Source organism: Clostridium saudiense (assembly GCF_000577815.1).
GTDB classification, from domain to species: domain Bacteria; phylum Bacillota; class Clostridia; order Clostridiales; family Clostridiaceae; genus Clostridium; species Clostridium saudiense.
Window position 1 is genome coordinate 13302 of record NZ_CBYM010000017.1, and the last position, 17822, is coordinate 31123.

The window sequence follows — 17822 nt, forward strand, 5'->3', positions numbered from 1 at the left end:
ATTTTTGATTTTAAATTTCTACTGCAATATAAGAACAGCTCTGAGCTGGCTTATTATCAGTTACATCAAATAATTCTAAATTATTTAACAGAATATCATTAAACTCTTCTCTATCTATATTTTCAGGTTCTAAAATTACTTTCCTTACTTCTATATCTTTCGTATAACTATGAATCTCCATAGCAATCCTACAGTTACTCATTATTACATTCATTGTTGGACTAAAATCAAAAGTTTGATTCTCTTTAAACAACTCTTTATCAAAAGAACAATAAAATAACTCACTTAAATAACATTCTTCACCGTTTTTTAATTTTATTGTCTGCTCTTTCAACTCTTCACCTTTTGTTTCAAATAAAATCTCGTTACCATTCACATCATAAATTTTAAATAAAACCATTATGCTAATTCCACCTATTAAATCCCCTTTATACTTAAATGTTCTTTTAGGTAAAAATAAATAATCATATCCTAATCTATATTTTCTAATTCCTTTAATAGCTTTTTTCTTTTCAACTATCTTTTCATTTTGATTATCCTCTTTTGATTTTACATATTCTTTTAACTCTTTTAACATTATATCCACCATTTCGGAATTATGAGCCAATATCTCTTTTTTCATGCAAAAAAACACCTCTTTAATTATTTATAATTAAATTTAATATATTACCTTGTTCATCAAATTTTGAAATATCATCAAAAATTACTCCTGAATTAACCATACTATCAATATTTAAATCTAACTTTATATACTCTGTTTTTTTATACTGATCTATTCCTTGTACTAGATACTCACAATATAAGTATTTTCCTTCAAAGCTTTTTCTTTTTATTACTTCTGTAGATAATGTATATGATTCATATATTTGTCCATCAATAGGTTGTCCCTTCTCATTAATATTTTCTGAAATATACCATTGAAATTTTGTAGTTTCATTTGGTAGTGCATGGAATATTAATATATCATTGTTATCTTTAGATTTAATACCATACTTCTTCATCAAACTCTCTCCCATAATCTATTTTTAGTTGTTATTATCTTTCCTTTAACTATAAAAATATCCTGGATAAAATTTAATTTATCCAGGAATAGTCTTGCTATTAATTTTTTAATTCCTTTATCATTTTTACCAACTCTTCATATGGAATATCTACTTCATTTATTAATCCTTTTATTTCTAGTGTTTTTAAGTTTTCTATTTCTTTTTCTAATTTTTTTATACCTTCTTCCTCTTTTTTTATTTTTTCTCTTTTCTTTAATATTTGTTCTTCTTTAGCTTTTATCTTTTCTTGAATACTCATATTAAACGCTCCTTATTTGTAGTTTTAATAGCTAAACTTCTAATTTGCTATTCAACAACCCTTCTAACAGTACCATTAAAGGCATTTTTCCAATATCCTTCTAAATTATTCACCCATACTCCATTAGTGGATGCATCATGTAAAAATTTATTATCTCCTAAATAAATACCAACATGATTATTAACAACTCCTTCTGTATTGAAGAAAATTAAATCTCCCCTTTGCATCTCTTCAGTTTTAACTTCTCTTCCCATAGTAACTAATGTCCAAGTTACTACGCTTCTATAATCTCCTAAATTAAGACCAGCATTTGCATAACACCAATGTACAAAAGAACTGCAATCAAACCGTAAAGCTGCAATATCTTCAGGATTTCTTCCTCCTCCAAAAACATAAGGTGATTTTCCTACAATACTCATACCCGTTGTGATAGCTCTTTCAACTACTTTATTTCCATCGCCTACTTTAAAATCATAAATATTTAATGAATATGACTCTATAATATTACAAATTAAACTTGCATATTGTGGATCTGTTGCATATCCAGCCATTCTAATTGCATAAGCTTGTTCCTTATAATCTTTGGCTTTAAAAACCCCTGATTGCTCATATCTTGGATTTTCCTTTAAGAACTTTCCATGATCCTTTACTGAATCCTCAAAACTATCATATTTCCTCCACTTTGCCATTACAGTAATATTACTTCCATTTATATGTTCTTGTGTTGGCATATCAATAGTTTGTCCCTTCCAACTACTATCAGCTTTTACTCCAAATAAATTATTAGCTTTTACTGAAAGGTCAGATTTTCCCCACGCTGATTCATGTATAGCTTGTGCTATTGTTACTGATGGAAAAATCCCGTAATCATTGTAATTATCTTGAGCTATTGGAACTAATTTTAATATAAATGCTCTTTGTTCTTCATTAGGAACTGCAAAATCTATATTTGAATTTTCTCCAATAAAAATACTTATAAACCCTATAAATATACTTCCTATTAAACTTAATGCCACTACTACTGCTCCTAATACAGCTAATACCTTCAATACTACTGGATTAGAGAAAAGTTTTGTAGCCATAATAGTTAGTTTTTTTCCAGCATCATAACCAAACTTTGTGAATTTCTTTACCTGTTTTATTCCTCTTGCTCCATAATCAAAAGTATTTTTAGTTAATTTAGTTGCTTTCTTAGTAGCTTTCGCACTATACCTTAAAGTATTTTTAGTAGTAACTAATGTATCTTTAGTTTTTACAATGCTTTGTATTCCTATATTTTCATTTCCTTTTAATGAATTAACCTCATTTATTAAGCTAGTTGTTATTCCTTTTCCAACAATTCTTTTTAGTTTAATTGACTTTATGTCAGAAATGTTTTTTAAATTCTTTGATACATCTTTTACATACCTTGCTCCATTATAAGCTCTCTTCAAACTTCTTCCAGCTCTTATTAAATCTCTTGGAGCTGATACAATTCTATACATTTTTTCTTTTGCTAAAGTATTTCCATAATCATTATCTGAACTATTTAAATTATCAATTCCATTGTCTACTATTGTCCTTATATACCTAGCTTTAAAGAACTCCTTTTTTACTCTTGAAAAATTTACACTTCTAGTATATTTTAAATCCTCTATTAAATTAGTATATCTTCCTTTTGCTTTTAATTTATCATTTCTTACTATATTTAAACTCTTTCTTCTATTTCCTTGTATATCATAATTCTTTATATTAGGTATATTGTTTTTTATTATTGTTTCAGATATATCTCTTTTTATTATTGTTTCAGATACTCTTTCTTCTCTTACTCTTATTATCCCATCAAGCTTAGAATTTACATAGTTAGCACTATTTTTAAATCCATTTTCTCTTATTACTGATTCACTTCTTTTAGTAATATTACTTGTAATATTATTTTTTCTTAAACTATTACCTCTTGTATCAACTTCCTTTATTTTTATTATAGAATCTATTCTTTTATCATCTATAAGACTATTTTTTCTTGCTTTATAATTATTTTCTTTTCCATTCAACAAAGAGTAAGTTCTATCATTAATTCTTTCTTCTCTTTTTATTGTTGCTCTTGTATATTGACTACTTTTATATGGGTATTCAATCCTACTTATTAGTTCTCTTCTACTACCAGTATCTCCATATCCATTTTTAAAATATTGAGGTTTATTTAAAGATTCATTATTCCCTTTATAAATTCTTTCATTATTTATAACTTTATCTAAAGATTGCTCACTAGTAGATCTATTAACAAAAGACTTATTTATTTCCGTATTATACTCACTATCTTTAATAATACTTTTTCCTTCTAATTTAAAAGAAGCACTTCCATATATAGAAGTGCTTTCTTTATTCTTAACTAAGTCCCTTGAACCATTTTTTATTATACTCATTAAACACCCGCTGTTACTTCTTCAATCTTAGTAGTAAGCATTTTGTAAAGTTCTGTTTTCTTAGGGAAATCATCTTCAAATGGTATTATTGCATTTCCTGCAAATATCAATCCATGTCCTGGATCTGAATTAGTAACATAGTTTAATTGTTGGTCTGATATATTTAATAAATGTGCCAGTTCATCTCTATCAGAAGAAGCCTGATTTAACATATATATAAACTCACTATTGGATAACATACTTCTTGCATTATCACTTCGTAATAAATCTTCAACATTTTGAGTTATTCCAGTTGGAATGGCTCCCCACTTTCTTGCTCTTTTCCATAATTCAAATAAATAGTTATCTGAATATTCATTTTTGAAAAGTAAGTATATTTCATCTATATATATCCAAGTTCTTCTACCTATTTTTCTATTTTGAGTTATCCTATTCCATATTTGGTCTAACACCACTAACATTCCTATAGTATTTAACTGCTTACCTAAATCTTTAGTATCGAATACTACAAATCTATTATTAATATCTATATTGGTATGATGTGAAAATACACTTAAACTACCATTTATATAAATCTCTAAAGCAAGTGCTAAATCATTTGCTTCAGGCTCTGGTTGTTCTACTAAATTACTATAAAATGTTTTTAATGTTGGTACATCTTCCTTCTTAGGGTTATTAAAATATTTTTCATAAGTTAATAAAACAGTTCTGTCTATTATAGTTTTATGAGCTGAAGATAATCCATATCTTCCCCCTATAAGTATTTCACATAAAGATAATATAAACTCTGATTTTAATGATATTGGGTTATCATCGTCTGCATAATCTAAATTTATATCAAATGGATTAATAAAATTATTACTTCCAGCAGATATTTTTATTACTTCTCCATAAAAACCATTAGTTTTAACATCATTATCAATTCCCTTAGCTAATGGAGTATATTCTCTTTCAGGATCTATTACTATTACATCATCATTTGTACTTAAAAGTACATTTGCAATTTCTCTTTTAGCTGCTAAAGATTTTCCCGAACCTGAAGAACCTAAAATAAATCCATTTGCAGTTTTAAGATTTTTTCTATTTACTAAAATCAAATTCTTACTTAATGAATTACACCCATAATAAGTCCCATTATTATGGAACAATTCTTGAGTGGTAAAAGGAACAAATATACCTGTAGAAGCAGTAGTTAATGTTCTCTTTATATCAACATAATTTTTCCCTAGAATTAAAGTTGAATTAATCCCTTCCTCCTGAAGATAATCTAAATATCCTATTTTACAATTGTTCTTTCTGCAAATTGATGATATTTGATAAATATTTTCTTCTAACTCTTCCTTTGTTTTTCCTGAAGTAAATATTAAAATTGTATTTTTAAACATACCTTGATTTTTATTTAATAAATCATCTAATAATTCATTAGCTTCAAGTAAACTAAATTTAAGTTCATGCGGTATCATCTCGGGATCATATCCAGCTTTTATAGCTTTTTTCTGTTCATCTATTTTTTGTTGTTCCATAAATGCAATTTTACTCTTAACTAAATCCAAAGCTTTATCTTGTGAAACTCTATTTATATGTAGATTAATTGTTAAATCGCAATTTAAGTCTGAAAGTTCACTTAATAGCTTATCAGATAAATCAGAAGGTAAATCTTTTAAATATACAACTTGTCCATATCTATTGCCAAATTCAAAACTTCTCTTATCTTTAAAGTCAAAACTATCGGGTGCTATAAAATCTTTTGTACTTAAACTATTTTCAAGTAAGTATTCATATTCAAATTTATATGGTTCATCAGGATTAAAAATAGAGTGTATAAATTCACATCTTTCACTTCCTGAAAGAACCGAGTTTATACACCCTAATCTTTTCATGTTTGCTTGTACATCAGCCTCTATTCTTGATAAAACTTGTACTCCCTGTTCATAGTTACTTGCTTCGCAAGAGAAAGTAAGATATTTCTCTCTTATTATACCATTTTGCCCTTTTAAAGCCTTATCTATAAGCATCTGATTATACTCATACCTATATTTATTCAATCCATCATCCTTTTTAGGCGTATATAATAAAATTCTCTTTTTAAAATCCTCCTGGTCTATTCTTCTATTATTTATAGTAATTTGAACATTAATACTTGGATCAAAATAATTTAAGAACTCACAGTACCTAGAGAATATATCTATTTGATCATCTCTTTTAGCAATTTGATAATTTATATCTGAAAATTTTATAGTTTTTGAATATATTCCACCCTCAACATCACAAACTCCATCTTCAAACATTCTATTATATCTTATAGTGTTTTGAACTGTTGCTGGAACTTTTAAAGATTTAAGAAAGTTTTTATCTACCTTTCTTTCTCTGTCTGAAATCTCGTTTTGCCCCTTTAATTTGTTTCTTAATTTCTTTGAATTTTCTTTCTCTATCTTTTTTGCTTGGTTCAAAGCCTTTATATTCTCTTTCTTCTTTAACCTTTCTTCTAATTGACTTTTGGGTTGTTTTTTTCTTAATATCACTTTCATATCCTCCTTCCAATAAATCAACTTGAACTACTGTCTTGTAATTCCTTTTTGATTTTCCAAATTGATGTTTCAAAAACATTATCAAAACTTTTTCAAATTTTAATCCTTTTGGTTTCAAGTAACCTATTGCTATTAATGGCACAACTTCTATTATTACTATATATCCAGTTAATTCTTGTCCTATTTTATTCATTAAAAAAATATAACTTGGTACACTTATAACAATTGCAATAAGTGAACATACCAACTGTCTAACACTTAAACCAAACATTATTTTTTCTTGATATTCTGTTATCTCTTTAGGTATTCTTACTTCTACTGACATTCTAGTTCCCCCTTACATAGCATTGCAAATTGACTTAGCCCATTTACCACTACTTAATAATGCAAATACTGTTATAATTGAATATCCAGTACATTCCCATAACAAACTCAATAAATTTGTTGAATCTATATTTGAAGGATCTATTGTTACTATTCCACTAAATAAAATTCCCATTATTGCAATTGAAATACACATCAAAACTCCTTGTATAGATACCGCAGTAAAAGATTTTAAAAAGTTTTTTGCAATTGAACTCTGCTCTGCATTAGGTATAGTAGCCATAGGTAATGGTGCTATTCCTATAAAGACATACATTTCTATCATTCTTCCATATATTATTGCAGTTATTAATATATTGCTAATAAACGAAATAGTATTTATTATAACTACATTTATCATAATTAAAACTTTCTCTAAAAAATCTGCATTACTAACCAACTGCTCTATTGTTTCTCTAGCACTTCCAATATCAAGTCCTCCACTCCCTGAAAATATTCCGTTTATACCTACAATAATTTCTTGCGATACATTGAATATTGCTGATAAAATTAAAGGTGTCATATCTAACGCAGTTTTACATATTATAAACTTAATCATTATTTTAAAGGGGATTTCAAATCCCCTTTCACCCATAGTGTCTGTTCTTGTGGTTATACTTTGCAATTCTAGCAATAAAAATATTGCTAGAATTACTAATGCTATTGGAGTTATTATATTTTTTTGAATGTTTAAAATCCCTGTATAGATTGTGGCATTGAATTCTTCAGGAGTTTTTATTAGATCACTCCCAACAGATGTAACATTCGTAATCATGTTTATTATCGTATTTACAATCCATTCTTCCATAATATCCTCCTATTAAATACTTTTAATTTTTTTAGCCAACAACAGATGAAAATAATTGTGCAGCTACAACTATCATTCCTCCACCTACTATTTGCCATATCCCACCTTGTAAAGCTGGTCCATTTTTATCCTTTAATGCTCCTGCTAAAACAATTACTCCCCAAACACACCAAAGTCCTCCACCTATAGTACAGAACTTAATTATTATTTGTAAAACTTGATTCATTACGTCCATTTTTATCTCTCCTTTTTTATACTAAATTATTTATTTCTTCAGTTAATTCAATTTCTTTAATTTCAGTTTTTTCATCTAAAATATCTTTATTTTTTTCTTTTAAAACATCATATCTATTATCTTCACTATAATCAGCTAATTCCTTATATCTTTTATGCTTTTCTATTTTAAATTTCTTTGATTTAAAAGGCTTTACTCCTCTTATAAAAAGTAAACATTCATCTGTCTTTAGCAACCCAACTTCTGCTGGCGTTATTAAATCCCTTGCTATAATTTGATTATTTAATGATAAACTTCCTGATTGCCCTTTACTTATATTTATTGCAGTATGGTCAATAGTTGTTTTACCTACTCTAGCTGATATAGATTTTTGTGTTTCTTCTTCCCCACTTCCTAAGAATAGGGTAGTATCACAGTTACCTACAATAGTTCCCGCTTGTTCTTTATACAATCCTTTTATTTGAGCCATATTTTGAACTATAGGAACTACTGATATCTCTCTACTTCTTACAGTTGCTATTAATTTTTCAAATGAAGGAATTTGACCTATATTAGCAAACTCATCTAAAAGACATCTAACATGAACTGGTAATCTTCCTTTATACTCGTTATCTGCTTTATTACATAGGACATTAAACATTTGAGTATATAAAATAGCAACTAAAAAATTAAATGTACTATCTGTATCATCTATAATAATAAATAAAGCTTGTTTGTTATCTCCCAAAGTATCTAGTTCTAGTTCATCATACTCTGTTATTTCTCTAAGCTCTTTAATATCAAAAGGTGATAACCTAGCACCACAACTAATTAATATTGATTTAGCTGTTTTACCAGCAGCTTGTTTATATTTTTTATATTGTCTTACTGCAAAATGACCTTCATCTTTACTTTCTAAATCTTCAAATATTATATCTATAGGATTTTTAAATTCTTCATTATCCTCTTTAGCTTCCATTTGATTTAATAAATACAGTAAAGTGCTAAAATTTCTATCTTCTTTGGGTAATTCATAATATATATATCCTACTAAAGCTTGATATAACAATCTTTCAGCTTTTATCCAAAAGTCCTCTTTGCATTTTTCACCTTCTCCACTAGTATTTAATATTATTGTGTTTACTAATTTTAAAATATCTTTTTCTTTTCTTATATATTCAAACGGGTTATAGTGCATAGATTTAGAGAAATCTATTGTATTGAAATACTTTAAATTATAATCTGCATCCAATAACATCTTTCCACATTCAGGTAATAAAGTCCCTTTAGGATCAGTTATTACATAAGATGTGTGTAACTGCATTAAATTAGGTTTAACAAAAAATCTTGTTTTCCCCGAACCTGAACCACCTACAACAAGAATATTATTATTTCGCAATGTTTTTCTTGTATCTATTGATATTCTTTCACTTTCAGTTAGTAACATATTTTTTTCATAATTCTTATCTATAAAAGGTTTTATATCAGTCGCACTTCCCCATTCTGCTGAACCATGCTCCTTACCTTCTAATCTATTATTTCTTGTAAAAGAATTATATAAAACCACTAAAAAAACACCTATCAATCCAACTAGACCTATCAATATGGATTCTGGTGTTTTATCTATAAAAAATATGTTTTCCAGGATAGATTTACTCAAATTATCCATAATAAAATTAATTTTGGTAAGTATATCCCCTTCTAAACTTTGATACAAAAAAGCTATTCTATTAAATATATAAAATACTATTATTGATGCTATAGAAGTGAATATTAATTTTTCTTTTTTCATTATCTATCCCCTCTATCTTTAACAAATTGTTTTTCATTTTTATTAAGCTCTACTTCCTTATTATGCTCTTCAGCTTTTACTTTAGCTTCTTTTACAACCTCCTTAACTTCCTTTCTTTCATCTCTCTTAAAATCCTTAAAATTTTTACTTGCATAATCCTTAAATATTTTTTCAATTTGGCTGATGTCTTGCCCCTTAAAATATAGGTTGAAAACTTCATTATAAGAATCCTTTTTTATTGCAAAATCAATTCCATCTTTTTTTAGCTGCCTTTGAATTGCTTTTAAATCAGCTTTATCTATATTTACATTTTCTAAAGCTTTTCCCTTTTTGTTCAACTCTTTTAAACTCTGCTTTCCATTAACAACCTTATATTTATCATTTGCTATAGATCTAATCACCTCTAATACTAATTTAGCTGTAATCTGTGATGCTTTTACAGTAACCCCTATTGCTTTATTTCCTACTTCATCTCCTAGCATACACTCACCTCCTCTCGCAAAAAAACTCTCGGCTATTGCCTGTCAGAAGTTCTTTTGTAAAATATTTATAAAAAGATGTCCTTCGGGAACACCCTTTACACTTTGAAAAATTTTTCTAATATTACTATACCTTTGATAAATTGCTTGTAATATTACAAACCTATTTTAATTCATCTAATATACTTAGTGTTCCTTTATTCTCTAAAAATTGTAAAATTATATTGTATATTAGCACGTTAACAGATGAACACTCTCTTATATATTCTTTAACATATATTTCGTAAAGTTTAATATTTTCTTCCTCTAAAAGTTTTACTGTTAATCTACTTATCTTAGGCTCATTGTTAATTCTTCCATATATCAATTTAGATTTATCTAAAATAGGTTTATTTAACCAATCCTTTACAATCATTGTTGCTACTTGTGAAGGTTTTATCCTATATCTATGCAATCCTTCACTTACTATATATCTCTCTAAGTCAATTAATGTTTCCCTCATTAATCTTACTCCTATTGAAATTTCTGTTCTATCCACTTCAAAAACCTCCATAACAAAAGTGTTCCTCGGGAACACTTTTAAAATTATCTATAATATTTTTTAACTTCCATACATCTTATAATAATAAATAAAATAAATTTATTTTACTTATTTGACCCCTATCGTATATCCTTTCTAAAAAAATATTAATTAATCGTATCGCCTTTTACCAGCTCTCGTTCCAACAATTGCACAAGCAAATGCTGAAAACCCTAATAAAAATAAAACTACCAACATTAAAAACATACAAATCCTCCTTTTTTATATTACTTTGATTGAGTAAATTAAATAAAATAAGCATTAAAATACTTGCTTTATTTAATTTACTGAATAATAAAAAGGTGTTCCCAGGGAACACCCTTATATTATTATTTATCTTATTTTTTCTTCTTCTACTATTCCATTTACAACTAATCTTTCAGTTGTACCTTCAGCTCCATAACAAGTTATTAAGTTAAATATTTGGCTTGTTGAATAATTAATACTTGATTCCTCTAAACTATATTCACTATACTTATTTCTTTTATTTAACTCTTCAATTAACGATACATACTCTACCGTTCCAAGTTCATATTCTCCATTAAATATATCATCATTTTCATTTGTTATAAAAATTGAAAATATATCACACTTCATAGCTTTTCTTTCCGTATAAATATATAAATATCTATGCTCTTTCAAAAAATCTTTATCTATATATTTTCTAAGTTCACCGAACATTTGACTACTAGCCATATTATGCCCAAAAATAAATGTATTCCCTTTTGTAAAGTTTGTTCCACTATAAGAAAATATTGAACCTAAAGGAGTATATTCTTTATTCATATCATTATATAGATATTCTTCATCAGACTCTCCAACCAATATAGGATAATCAATTTTTGTTCCAGGAACATAAATCCATGCCTTTATATCTTTATTTATACTGTTTAATTTCTCAAAGTCTATAATTCTATCTAATGGATCATTAACAACTTCACTTGTTGCTACTTCTCTAAGACTTTGATTTTTAGCTTTATTTGATATCATATATCTAAATTCAACAAACCCCTTATATAGAAACACTATTGATACTATTAATAATATACTTGCTATTACTTTTCGCATTTTTTCTTTTTCTTCCCTACTCCAAAAAATAAAATACTGCTACCTATTAATAAACAAGTCCCTACCCCTAGATATAAATAAGCTTTATTATCATATCCTGTTGCTGGTACTTTAGGTTTTTCTTCTTCTATAATCTTAGTATGTTTGGGAATAACATTTATGTCATAAGACATAGTTTTATCAGCTTCATTCCAAGATGGAATTGATACTAAAAATGGTGTTATGTTTTCATAGTTTGAAATATCTGTTGCATATAGCAAATATACTCCTACATCTAAATCATCTATAGTACATTTTCCATTTTTATCAGTTGTTAATATATTATCTGTACTTACTACCTTCTTAAATAAGTTAGCTGCTAATTCCAAATCTGTAGCAGTTTTTATATTATTTAAATCTATATTTACTGCTTCATATTGAGTTAATACTTTATATTCTCCATTTATAACATCAGCTACTTTAGATAATCCAAATTTCACATTACCTTTATCTCTATTATCTTCAGTATCAGATAAAGTTATTGTAATACTACCAGTTCCACTTTTTACTTCTTCAAGTATATCTCCTGGCACTAATGTACTTCCACTATCTTCTTTATCTATTACAACAGAATCAGTTATTATAGCTCTACTATTGATATTATTAATAGTATCAGCATAAACATTAACTGCTGATGCTGATATAGAAGATACTAATAAAGCCATAGCTAATATATAATTAATCTTCCTTAACTTCATGCCCTTCTCTCTCCTTTCTTCTTTTATCACTTAGTTTTAAAACTACTGCTAAAGTTAAAAATATAAAAGGAATACTAGCAAATAGTATTTCTCTATTAGACATTCTATTTGATTCAATACTCTCATATTCAGATGGTTCATAAGGAACTCTTTCACCCGTAACAACTAATCTGTGAGTGTTAATTCCATAAGGAGTACACGTTATTAAAGATACTAAATCTTTACCTTCAATAATATTTACTGCATCTATATCTTCAGGCTCAATAACTTCAATATTATTCACTTTATAAGCTAATGTTTTATCTTGTATTCTAACGAAGAATAAATCGCCTTCAACTATTTCATCTAAACGAGTGAATAATTTCGCATTAGGAAGTCCTCTATGCCCTGTTAGAACGCTTCTAGTATTAATTCCCCCTATAGGTAAACTACTGTTGTAAACATGTCCTACGCCTACTGAAAGCACTTCATCAGATGTCCCATGATATATAGGAAGATTAACATTTATTTTAGGAATTTCAATGCTTCCCATTATTCCATTTCCCATATCAAGAATATTATTATAGCTTTCTTCACCTAAAACACTAATTGAATTAGTATTTAATATATTATTTTTGTAATTAAATAAAGCTGAATTATATTCTTCAGCTTTATTGTACTCTAGTTCTAATTCTGCTCTATCTATATTATTAACTGCATTTTCGTAAGTTGCTATAGCTTCTCTCTGATAAAAACTTTCTATAATACTACTACCTAAAGGATATATACATATTAGAAATCCAATTATAAATATTATCTTACGAATAACATTTCTCCCATCCATATCAACACTCACTTTCCATTGTCTTTATTTATATAAGCTTTTTTACTTTTTACTCTTTTTTCTTGATACTGCTAATGCTCCTGTCATTAATGTTGAGCCTAAACCAATTAATGCTATAGTTGCACCCGAACCAGTTACAGGTAGTTTGCTACCAACCTTATTTATTACAGTTATGTTAAGAGATCCATCATCAACATTAGTATCTAATGGTTGATTATTCTCATTAAATATTCCATCCCAAAAAGTTTTTATATTGGCAGTTGCTTCTAAAGTTTTAAGAGTTTTATCAGTTGCTCCATCACCTTTTACATAAACATTTCTGTTTTCTGTGAAAGTAGGAATTATATTTATTTCTATTGGATCTAATATTGGTCTATATCCATCAGGAGCACCAGTTTCCTTTAACCAATAAGTACCTTGGTCTAATCCAATAATTGTGAATACCCCTTCTGCATCAGAAACCATTTCTACTGCATCACTTGGTACACCACCTTGAACACTATCTCTATTGATTACTATATATCCACTTTCAGCTTTCTTTACATATACTTCATTTTTGCACTCTTTATCAGAGTATAATCTAAATTTAGCATTTTCTAGTTTTAAATCATGGTCATTTATCTTTAAACCATTGATTTTATAAGTGAAGCAAACTACAGTATCCCAAGGAGTTTCCCCTCTATCAGTTTCTCCATCACCATCAGGATTATTTGAAAACTCTAATTTAACATCATTTTCAAATCCTGGTCTACCAGTATCATTAGCTGCTTTATCATTTAAAGTAGCATTGAATGTTAATTCTACTTTTTGCCCATAAACATTTTCATTTAAATCATTCTTATTATTAAACTCTCTATCAACTATTGCCTTTAAATCAACAATTTCTACCTTGAAAGTTTCATCTTTTCCTGGATTTTCAACTACATTAAACTCACTATTTTGTAATGTATATGATTTTCCTGTAGAATCACTTATTTTAATACCTACTGAATTATTATTAAATGTTAAAGCTTCGTCCATTTTATCATGCCAAGCATAATAATAAGTATGATAACCATTCATATTTGGTACATTTGACTCAAATTTGAAAGGTACAGTTTGTCCTATTTCATAATCCCCTATATCGTTCCAACCATCATTTCCAACTGCATCTACATTATCATCTTCTTTTATCTTCTTGATAACTGATGGATAATCAGATTTTACTTGAACTGATGCATTAGGATTAGCCGTATTTACCATACATAAAGATCCCGCTGAATGAGAACCTGAAACATTAGATACTTCATCTACTATATAATATCCATAATCTAACCCTGTTAATTCTATACTGTTATTTGACTTAACTTCTGTAACTGTTACAACATCAGATTTAATTTTTAATTTCACTATCTCGTTTCTTAACTCTTCAACAAAATATCTAAACTCACTATATCTTCCTTCTAAAGTTTGTTCAGCATTAGCACCTTCAACTTTATTGTTGTTTAAAGATTGAATATAATCTATAATTTCATATTCTGTTACTTTACTAGCTTCTTTGTTTAATTTCTTACCAACAACATTTTTTAATGCTGGTGCATAATCTGGATTCATTGTATAATTTATAGATTCTAAACCAGTAGAATTTTGAGCATTGAATAGCTTGTACACATTGAACTTTTTACCAACTAAAGTTTGACTTGTGTTATTACCTTCAATAGTAATTGAAGCACTTCCACGACCAAAATTTGCTACACCTCCTGGTGTATTTTTATTTACAAAAGCATAAGTTGTAGCAGCACTTTCATTTCTAGTTTCTGCATGAGCCATTACACTTGGTAATGTACTCGTTGCTAAAACTCCCGCAACTAATGCATATGATAATACAGATTTTAATATTTTATGTCTTGCCATTTGACTATCCCCCTATAACCTATCTCTTATTTTCTTTCTTAGATTTTCTACTCATTATAATTGCAACCCCCATTAAAGACATACCAACTACTAATATAGGTATCATCATTCCTGATCCTGTACTTGGTAGTTTCATAGTTATGTAATTAACTACTTTAACGCTGATTACTCTATCATTTTTATTTCCTTCTATATGAATATCACCATTTGTAGAATTAGCATTATACTTAACTCCATCTATTGTAAAGTTAAAAATACCATTTGATGGTTGAGATTCAGTAACTACTTCATATACATGAACATTTCCATTTGAATCTACAGGTATTCTATAACCTTCAGGTGCTTTTGTTTCTTTAAAGTAATATTGAGTTCCAACTTTTAACCCATCAAAGAATAATTCTCCTTTTTCGTTAGAAACTGCCTTACTTATTTCATTTCTACATTCTCTATCAGAATATAAAGTAAATTCAGCACCTTTTAATGGTGTATTCTTATCATTAACCTTAACTACTTTTAATTGAAAAGGTCTTAAACTATTTTCTACTGTCAATACCCCATTGCCTTCTGATTCTACATAGCTCATTCCCATATTAGTAGTATTAGATATTACTCTTATTGTATTACTTGATGTAACTTCAAAAACAAACTCATTTGGATTTACTTCAAATCCTTCAGTAGTTGATATTTCTATTATTTTATGTGTTCCTTGCTCTAACCCCTTAATTACTATTTCTCCATTTGGATTAGTTGTTAATTCTTCAGTTGTTCCGTTAGGTTTTGTATGTCTAAACTTTACATTAGGTAGTAATATATGTGTTCCTTCTTGTACTTTTCTTATAGTAAAATCTAAGGAATCTTCTTTTATTACTGGTTCATTATAAGTATTTACCCCTTCTGCTGTTCCATTAGGAGTTATTCTTCTAACAAACACTTCAGGATTTAGCTTATAACCTGTAGGAGCTTTAGTTTCTTGTATTGTTAAAGTTCCTAGTGGTAGAGCTGGAGCCCCAAAACTTGTATACCAAAAAGCATCACCTGATACTTTATGAGCATCATTGAATAAAGCAACACCATTGCTTCCTGTTTTCATAACCCAACTTCTAGTAGGAGAAACCCCTAAATCTGATGGATTAACTCCATCTGCATACTCACCTGCATAAAATTTAAATGTGAAATGTGCATCTTCTAAAGAACCACTACCTTGAGGTCTATCTGTACCTGTATCAGCATCCACCTTTCTAAGAGCAACCACAACTGGGTCAAGCTGAGGTCTATCTGTAAATGCTTTAGTTGACTTACTACCCGAATTAACTGTTATCGGATATATATTTCCATCTAATGCATATCCCTTAGGTGCTTTGGTTTCTTTAATATAATAAGTTCCTGAATCTAATTGAATTTCTTGTGACCAACCATTAGAACCTATAACAAGAGTTGCTACTTGACCTGTAGCATTAGATCCTGTAAATACCCCATATTCTGCACCAGTTATATTATAATAATTATTTCCATTCGTTATTGATGGATCGGCAGATGATTTAGATATTTGTAATGAACCTTTTGGATTATACATCCAAAATGCTAAATCTTGATAAGAGCTTCCTTCTGTATCAGCAATATATGCAGTAAATGAAGATGGTGGTTCAGGTAAACCTCTTACTTGATTAAGTAATCTTCTACCTAAGTTTTTACCATCACCATGTCTTACTTCAGAAATAGCCATTGCAGTCGCAATTCTTAAACCATTAGATGCCCAACCACCTATTTGTCCTGGTCCTTCAAAACCATAATACAATATCTTTCTTATATCAGAATTACCTTCAACCGAAGTGCTAAGTATTCTTACCCCAGTTCCTGGTGATACCTTAGAGTGATCAGCACAAAAAGCTGTACGTCCATTTATACTAAACATATCTGACCTACCCATAAGAATCCCACCCTCATAGTAAGTTAAGTTACCATGATTAGTAACAGTCATTCCAGTTCTAGCTGCCATAAAAGATAATGATCTTCTCAATCTAGTTCTAATAGGATTTAAATTATTCAGACTTTCTAAAATTGGATCTACATTTTCATCTTGAAGATAATCTAAAGCTAAATCTTTCTTTGATATATCTACTAAAACAATACAATCACCTATAGTTTCTAAATCAATAAGCTTGTTTATATATTCATCTTTAAAAAAGAAGTTTTCATCTACCTTATCTTCTAACTTATGCTTAGAAACAAGTTCTTTTCTAAAATTCAAAGCTTCTTCAGAATCATATATACCTTCAAGATACTCATTAAGTATCTTATCTACTTTATTCTCTTCTTGTGGCTTTTTCTCATTAGTATCTATTTCATTTGATGTATCTTGTATTTCTTCTTGAATCACATCTGATTGAACTATTTCATCTTTAATTTCTTCTTTTGGATTTTCTGTGAAATTAATAATTATAGAATTAGCATTTTCTTTTAGATTAACATCATAAATTTTACTATTTCCATTTATTACTCCATCATTCTCTATACCATCAATAGATGATATAAAATATCCTTCATTCGGTGTAGCAGTTATTCTTAAATTAGTATCTACTGTACAATCTGCTCTAAAAACATCTTTATTTCCTAAAGAATATTTAGAACTTCCATCATCAATAATAACTTCACCTTCCCCTTTAACTTTTATTTCTAGCTTCGTTATATTAGATGCTTCTGCTGGTATGGCTTGAACATTTCCTACAACTAAAATACTCACTAAAAACAAGCTTAAAATTCTTTTGAGTTTCCTCACTAAGTTTCCCTCCTTAACTTTTTATTTCAGATAAAAAACTGTAATTAATTTTTC

General features: G+C 28.2%; 16 protein-coding genes. All 16 read right to left on the reverse strand.

Annotation, left to right across the window (positions count from 1 at the left end; genetic code table 11):
* Positions 1–10: 10 nt before the first annotated feature.
* The 16 genes from TY07_RS09745 to TY07_RS09820 all read right to left on the reverse strand — a co-directional run bounded on the left by TY07_RS09745 (position 11) and on the right by TY07_RS09820 (position 17768).
* Positions 11–622, reverse strand: coding sequence for a hypothetical protein (locus TY07_RS09745; protein WP_052330674.1), 612 nt, complete (start codon positions 620–622; stop codon positions 11–13).
* Positions 623–638: 16 nt separating this feature from the next.
* Complete coding sequence (locus tag TY07_RS09750) at positions 639–1001, reverse strand: hypothetical protein (protein WP_042398860.1); 363 nt, start codon at positions 999–1001, stop codon at positions 639–641.
* A 100-nt stretch (positions 1002–1101) separates the two neighbouring features.
* Positions 1102–1302, reverse strand: coding sequence for a hypothetical protein (locus TY07_RS09755; protein ID WP_042398862.1), 201 nt, complete (start codon positions 1300–1302; stop codon positions 1102–1104).
* A gap of 47 nt (positions 1303–1349) precedes the next feature.
* Complete coding sequence (locus TY07_RS18890; RefSeq protein ID WP_052330675.1) at positions 1350–3707, reverse strand: glucosaminidase domain-containing protein; 2358 nt, start codon at positions 3705–3707, stop codon at positions 1350–1352.
* Positions 3707–6157 carry a VirB4-like conjugal transfer ATPase, CD1110 family gene (locus TY07_RS09765; protein ID WP_078061333.1) on the reverse strand — a complete coding sequence of 817 codons (2451 nt, stop codon included), beginning with the start codon at positions 6155–6157 and terminating at the stop codon, positions 3707–3709. The genes TY07_RS18890 and TY07_RS09765 overlap by 1 nt, the downstream gene beginning before the upstream one ends.
* Positions 6057–6560, reverse strand: a complete 504-nt coding sequence (locus TY07_RS17280; protein ID WP_052330676.1) for a PrgI family protein — start codon at positions 6558–6560, stop codon at positions 6057–6059. The genes TY07_RS09765 and TY07_RS17280 overlap by 101 nt, the downstream gene beginning before the upstream one ends.
* A gap of 12 nt (positions 6561–6572) precedes the next feature.
* Positions 6573–7406, reverse strand: a complete 834-nt coding sequence (locus TY07_RS09775; protein ID WP_042398866.1) for a VirB6/TrbL-like conjugal transfer protein, CD1112 family — start codon at positions 7404–7406, stop codon at positions 6573–6575.
* A gap of 31 nt (positions 7407–7437) precedes the next feature.
* A complete protein-coding gene (locus tag TY07_RS09780) occupies positions 7438–7641 on the reverse strand; it encodes a hypothetical protein (RefSeq protein WP_042398870.1) in 204 nt (67 codons plus the stop codon).
* A gap of 16 nt (positions 7642–7657) precedes the next feature.
* The gene (locus TY07_RS09785; RefSeq protein ID WP_042398874.1) at positions 7658–9412 is read right to left on the reverse strand and encodes a VirD4-like conjugal transfer protein, CD1115 family; all 1755 of its coding nucleotides are present in this window, start codon (positions 9410–9412) and stop codon (positions 7658–7660) included.
* Positions 9412–9894, reverse strand: coding sequence for a PcfB family protein (locus TY07_RS09790; RefSeq protein ID WP_042398877.1), 483 nt, complete (start codon positions 9892–9894; stop codon positions 9412–9414). Before TY07_RS09790 ends, TY07_RS09785 begins: the two co-directional genes overlap by 1 nt.
* 160 nt (positions 9895–10054) lie before the next feature.
* Positions 10055–10429, reverse strand: coding sequence for a hypothetical protein (locus TY07_RS09795; protein WP_042398880.1), 375 nt, complete (start codon positions 10427–10429; stop codon positions 10055–10057).
* Between the two features lie 375 nt (positions 10430–10804).
* Positions 10805–11539, reverse strand: a complete 735-nt coding sequence (locus TY07_RS17285) for a class B sortase (protein ID WP_052330677.1) — start codon at positions 11537–11539, stop codon at positions 10805–10807.
* Positions 11527–12276, reverse strand: a complete 750-nt coding sequence (locus TY07_RS09805) for an LPXTG cell wall anchor domain-containing protein (RefSeq protein WP_052330678.1) — start codon at positions 12274–12276, stop codon at positions 11527–11529. Before TY07_RS09805 ends, TY07_RS17285 begins: the two co-directional genes overlap by 13 nt.
* Positions 12257–13099, reverse strand: a complete 843-nt coding sequence (locus TY07_RS09810) for a class C sortase (RefSeq protein ID WP_042398885.1) — start codon at positions 13097–13099, stop codon at positions 12257–12259. The genes TY07_RS09805 and TY07_RS09810 overlap by 20 nt, the downstream gene beginning before the upstream one ends.
* 42 nt (positions 13100–13141) lie before the next feature.
* Entirely contained in the window at positions 13142–14992 is a 1851-nt protein-coding gene (locus TY07_RS09815) for an isopeptide-forming domain-containing fimbrial protein (protein ID WP_042398887.1), read from the reverse strand.
* A gap of 19 nt (positions 14993–15011) precedes the next feature.
* A complete protein-coding gene (locus TY07_RS09820) occupies positions 15012–17768 on the reverse strand; it encodes a SpaA isopeptide-forming pilin-related protein (RefSeq protein ID WP_042398890.1) in 2757 nt (918 codons plus the stop codon).
* Between the last annotated feature and the right edge of the window lie 54 nt (positions 17769–17822).

What these genes read in the sequence shown, in the direction of transcription:
- TY07_RS09745 (WP_052330674.1), bottom strand. Translation starts at nt 622, where the DNA reads ATGAAAAAAGAGATATTGGCTCATAATTCCGAAATGGTGGATATAATG.
- TY07_RS09750 (WP_042398860.1), bottom strand. Translation starts at nt 1,001, where the DNA reads ATGAAGAAGTATGGTATTAAATCTAAAGATAACAATGATATATTAATA.
- TY07_RS09755 (WP_042398862.1), bottom strand. Translation starts at nt 1,302, where the DNA reads ATGAGTATTCAAGAAAAGATAAAAGCTAAAGAAGAACAAATATTAAAG.
- TY07_RS18890 (WP_052330675.1), bottom strand. Translation starts at nt 3,707, where the DNA reads ATGAGTATAATAAAAAATGGTTCAAGGGACTTAGTTAAGAATAAAGAA.
- TY07_RS17280 (WP_052330676.1), bottom strand. Translation starts at nt 6,560, where the DNA reads ATGTCAGTAGAAGTAAGAATACCTAAAGAGATAACAGAATATCAAGAA.
- TY07_RS09775 (WP_042398866.1), bottom strand. Translation starts at nt 7,406, where the DNA reads ATGGAAGAATGGATTGTAAATACGATAATAAACATGATTACGAATGTT.
- TY07_RS09780 (WP_042398870.1), bottom strand. Translation starts at nt 7,641, where the DNA reads ATGGACGTAATGAATCAAGTTTTACAAATAATAATTAAGTTCTGTACT.
- TY07_RS09785 (WP_042398874.1), bottom strand. Translation starts at nt 9,412, where the DNA reads ATGAAAAAAGAAAAATTAATATTCACTTCTATAGCATCAATAATAGTA.
- TY07_RS09790 (WP_042398877.1), bottom strand. Translation starts at nt 9,894, where the DNA reads ATGCTAGGAGATGAAGTAGGAAATAAAGCAATAGGGGTTACTGTAAAA.
- TY07_RS17285 (WP_052330677.1), bottom strand. Translation starts at nt 11,539, where the DNA reads ATGCGAAAAGTAATAGCAAGTATATTATTAATAGTATCAATAGTGTTT.
- TY07_RS09805 (WP_052330678.1), bottom strand. Translation starts at nt 12,276, where the DNA reads ATGAAGTTAAGGAAGATTAATTATATATTAGCTATGGCTTTATTAGTA.
- TY07_RS09810 (WP_042398885.1), bottom strand. Translation starts at nt 13,099, where the DNA reads ATGGATGGGAGAAATGTTATTCGTAAGATAATATTTATAATTGGATTT.
- TY07_RS09815 (WP_042398887.1), bottom strand. Translation starts at nt 14,992, where the DNA reads ATGGCAAGACATAAAATATTAAAATCTGTATTATCATATGCATTAGTT.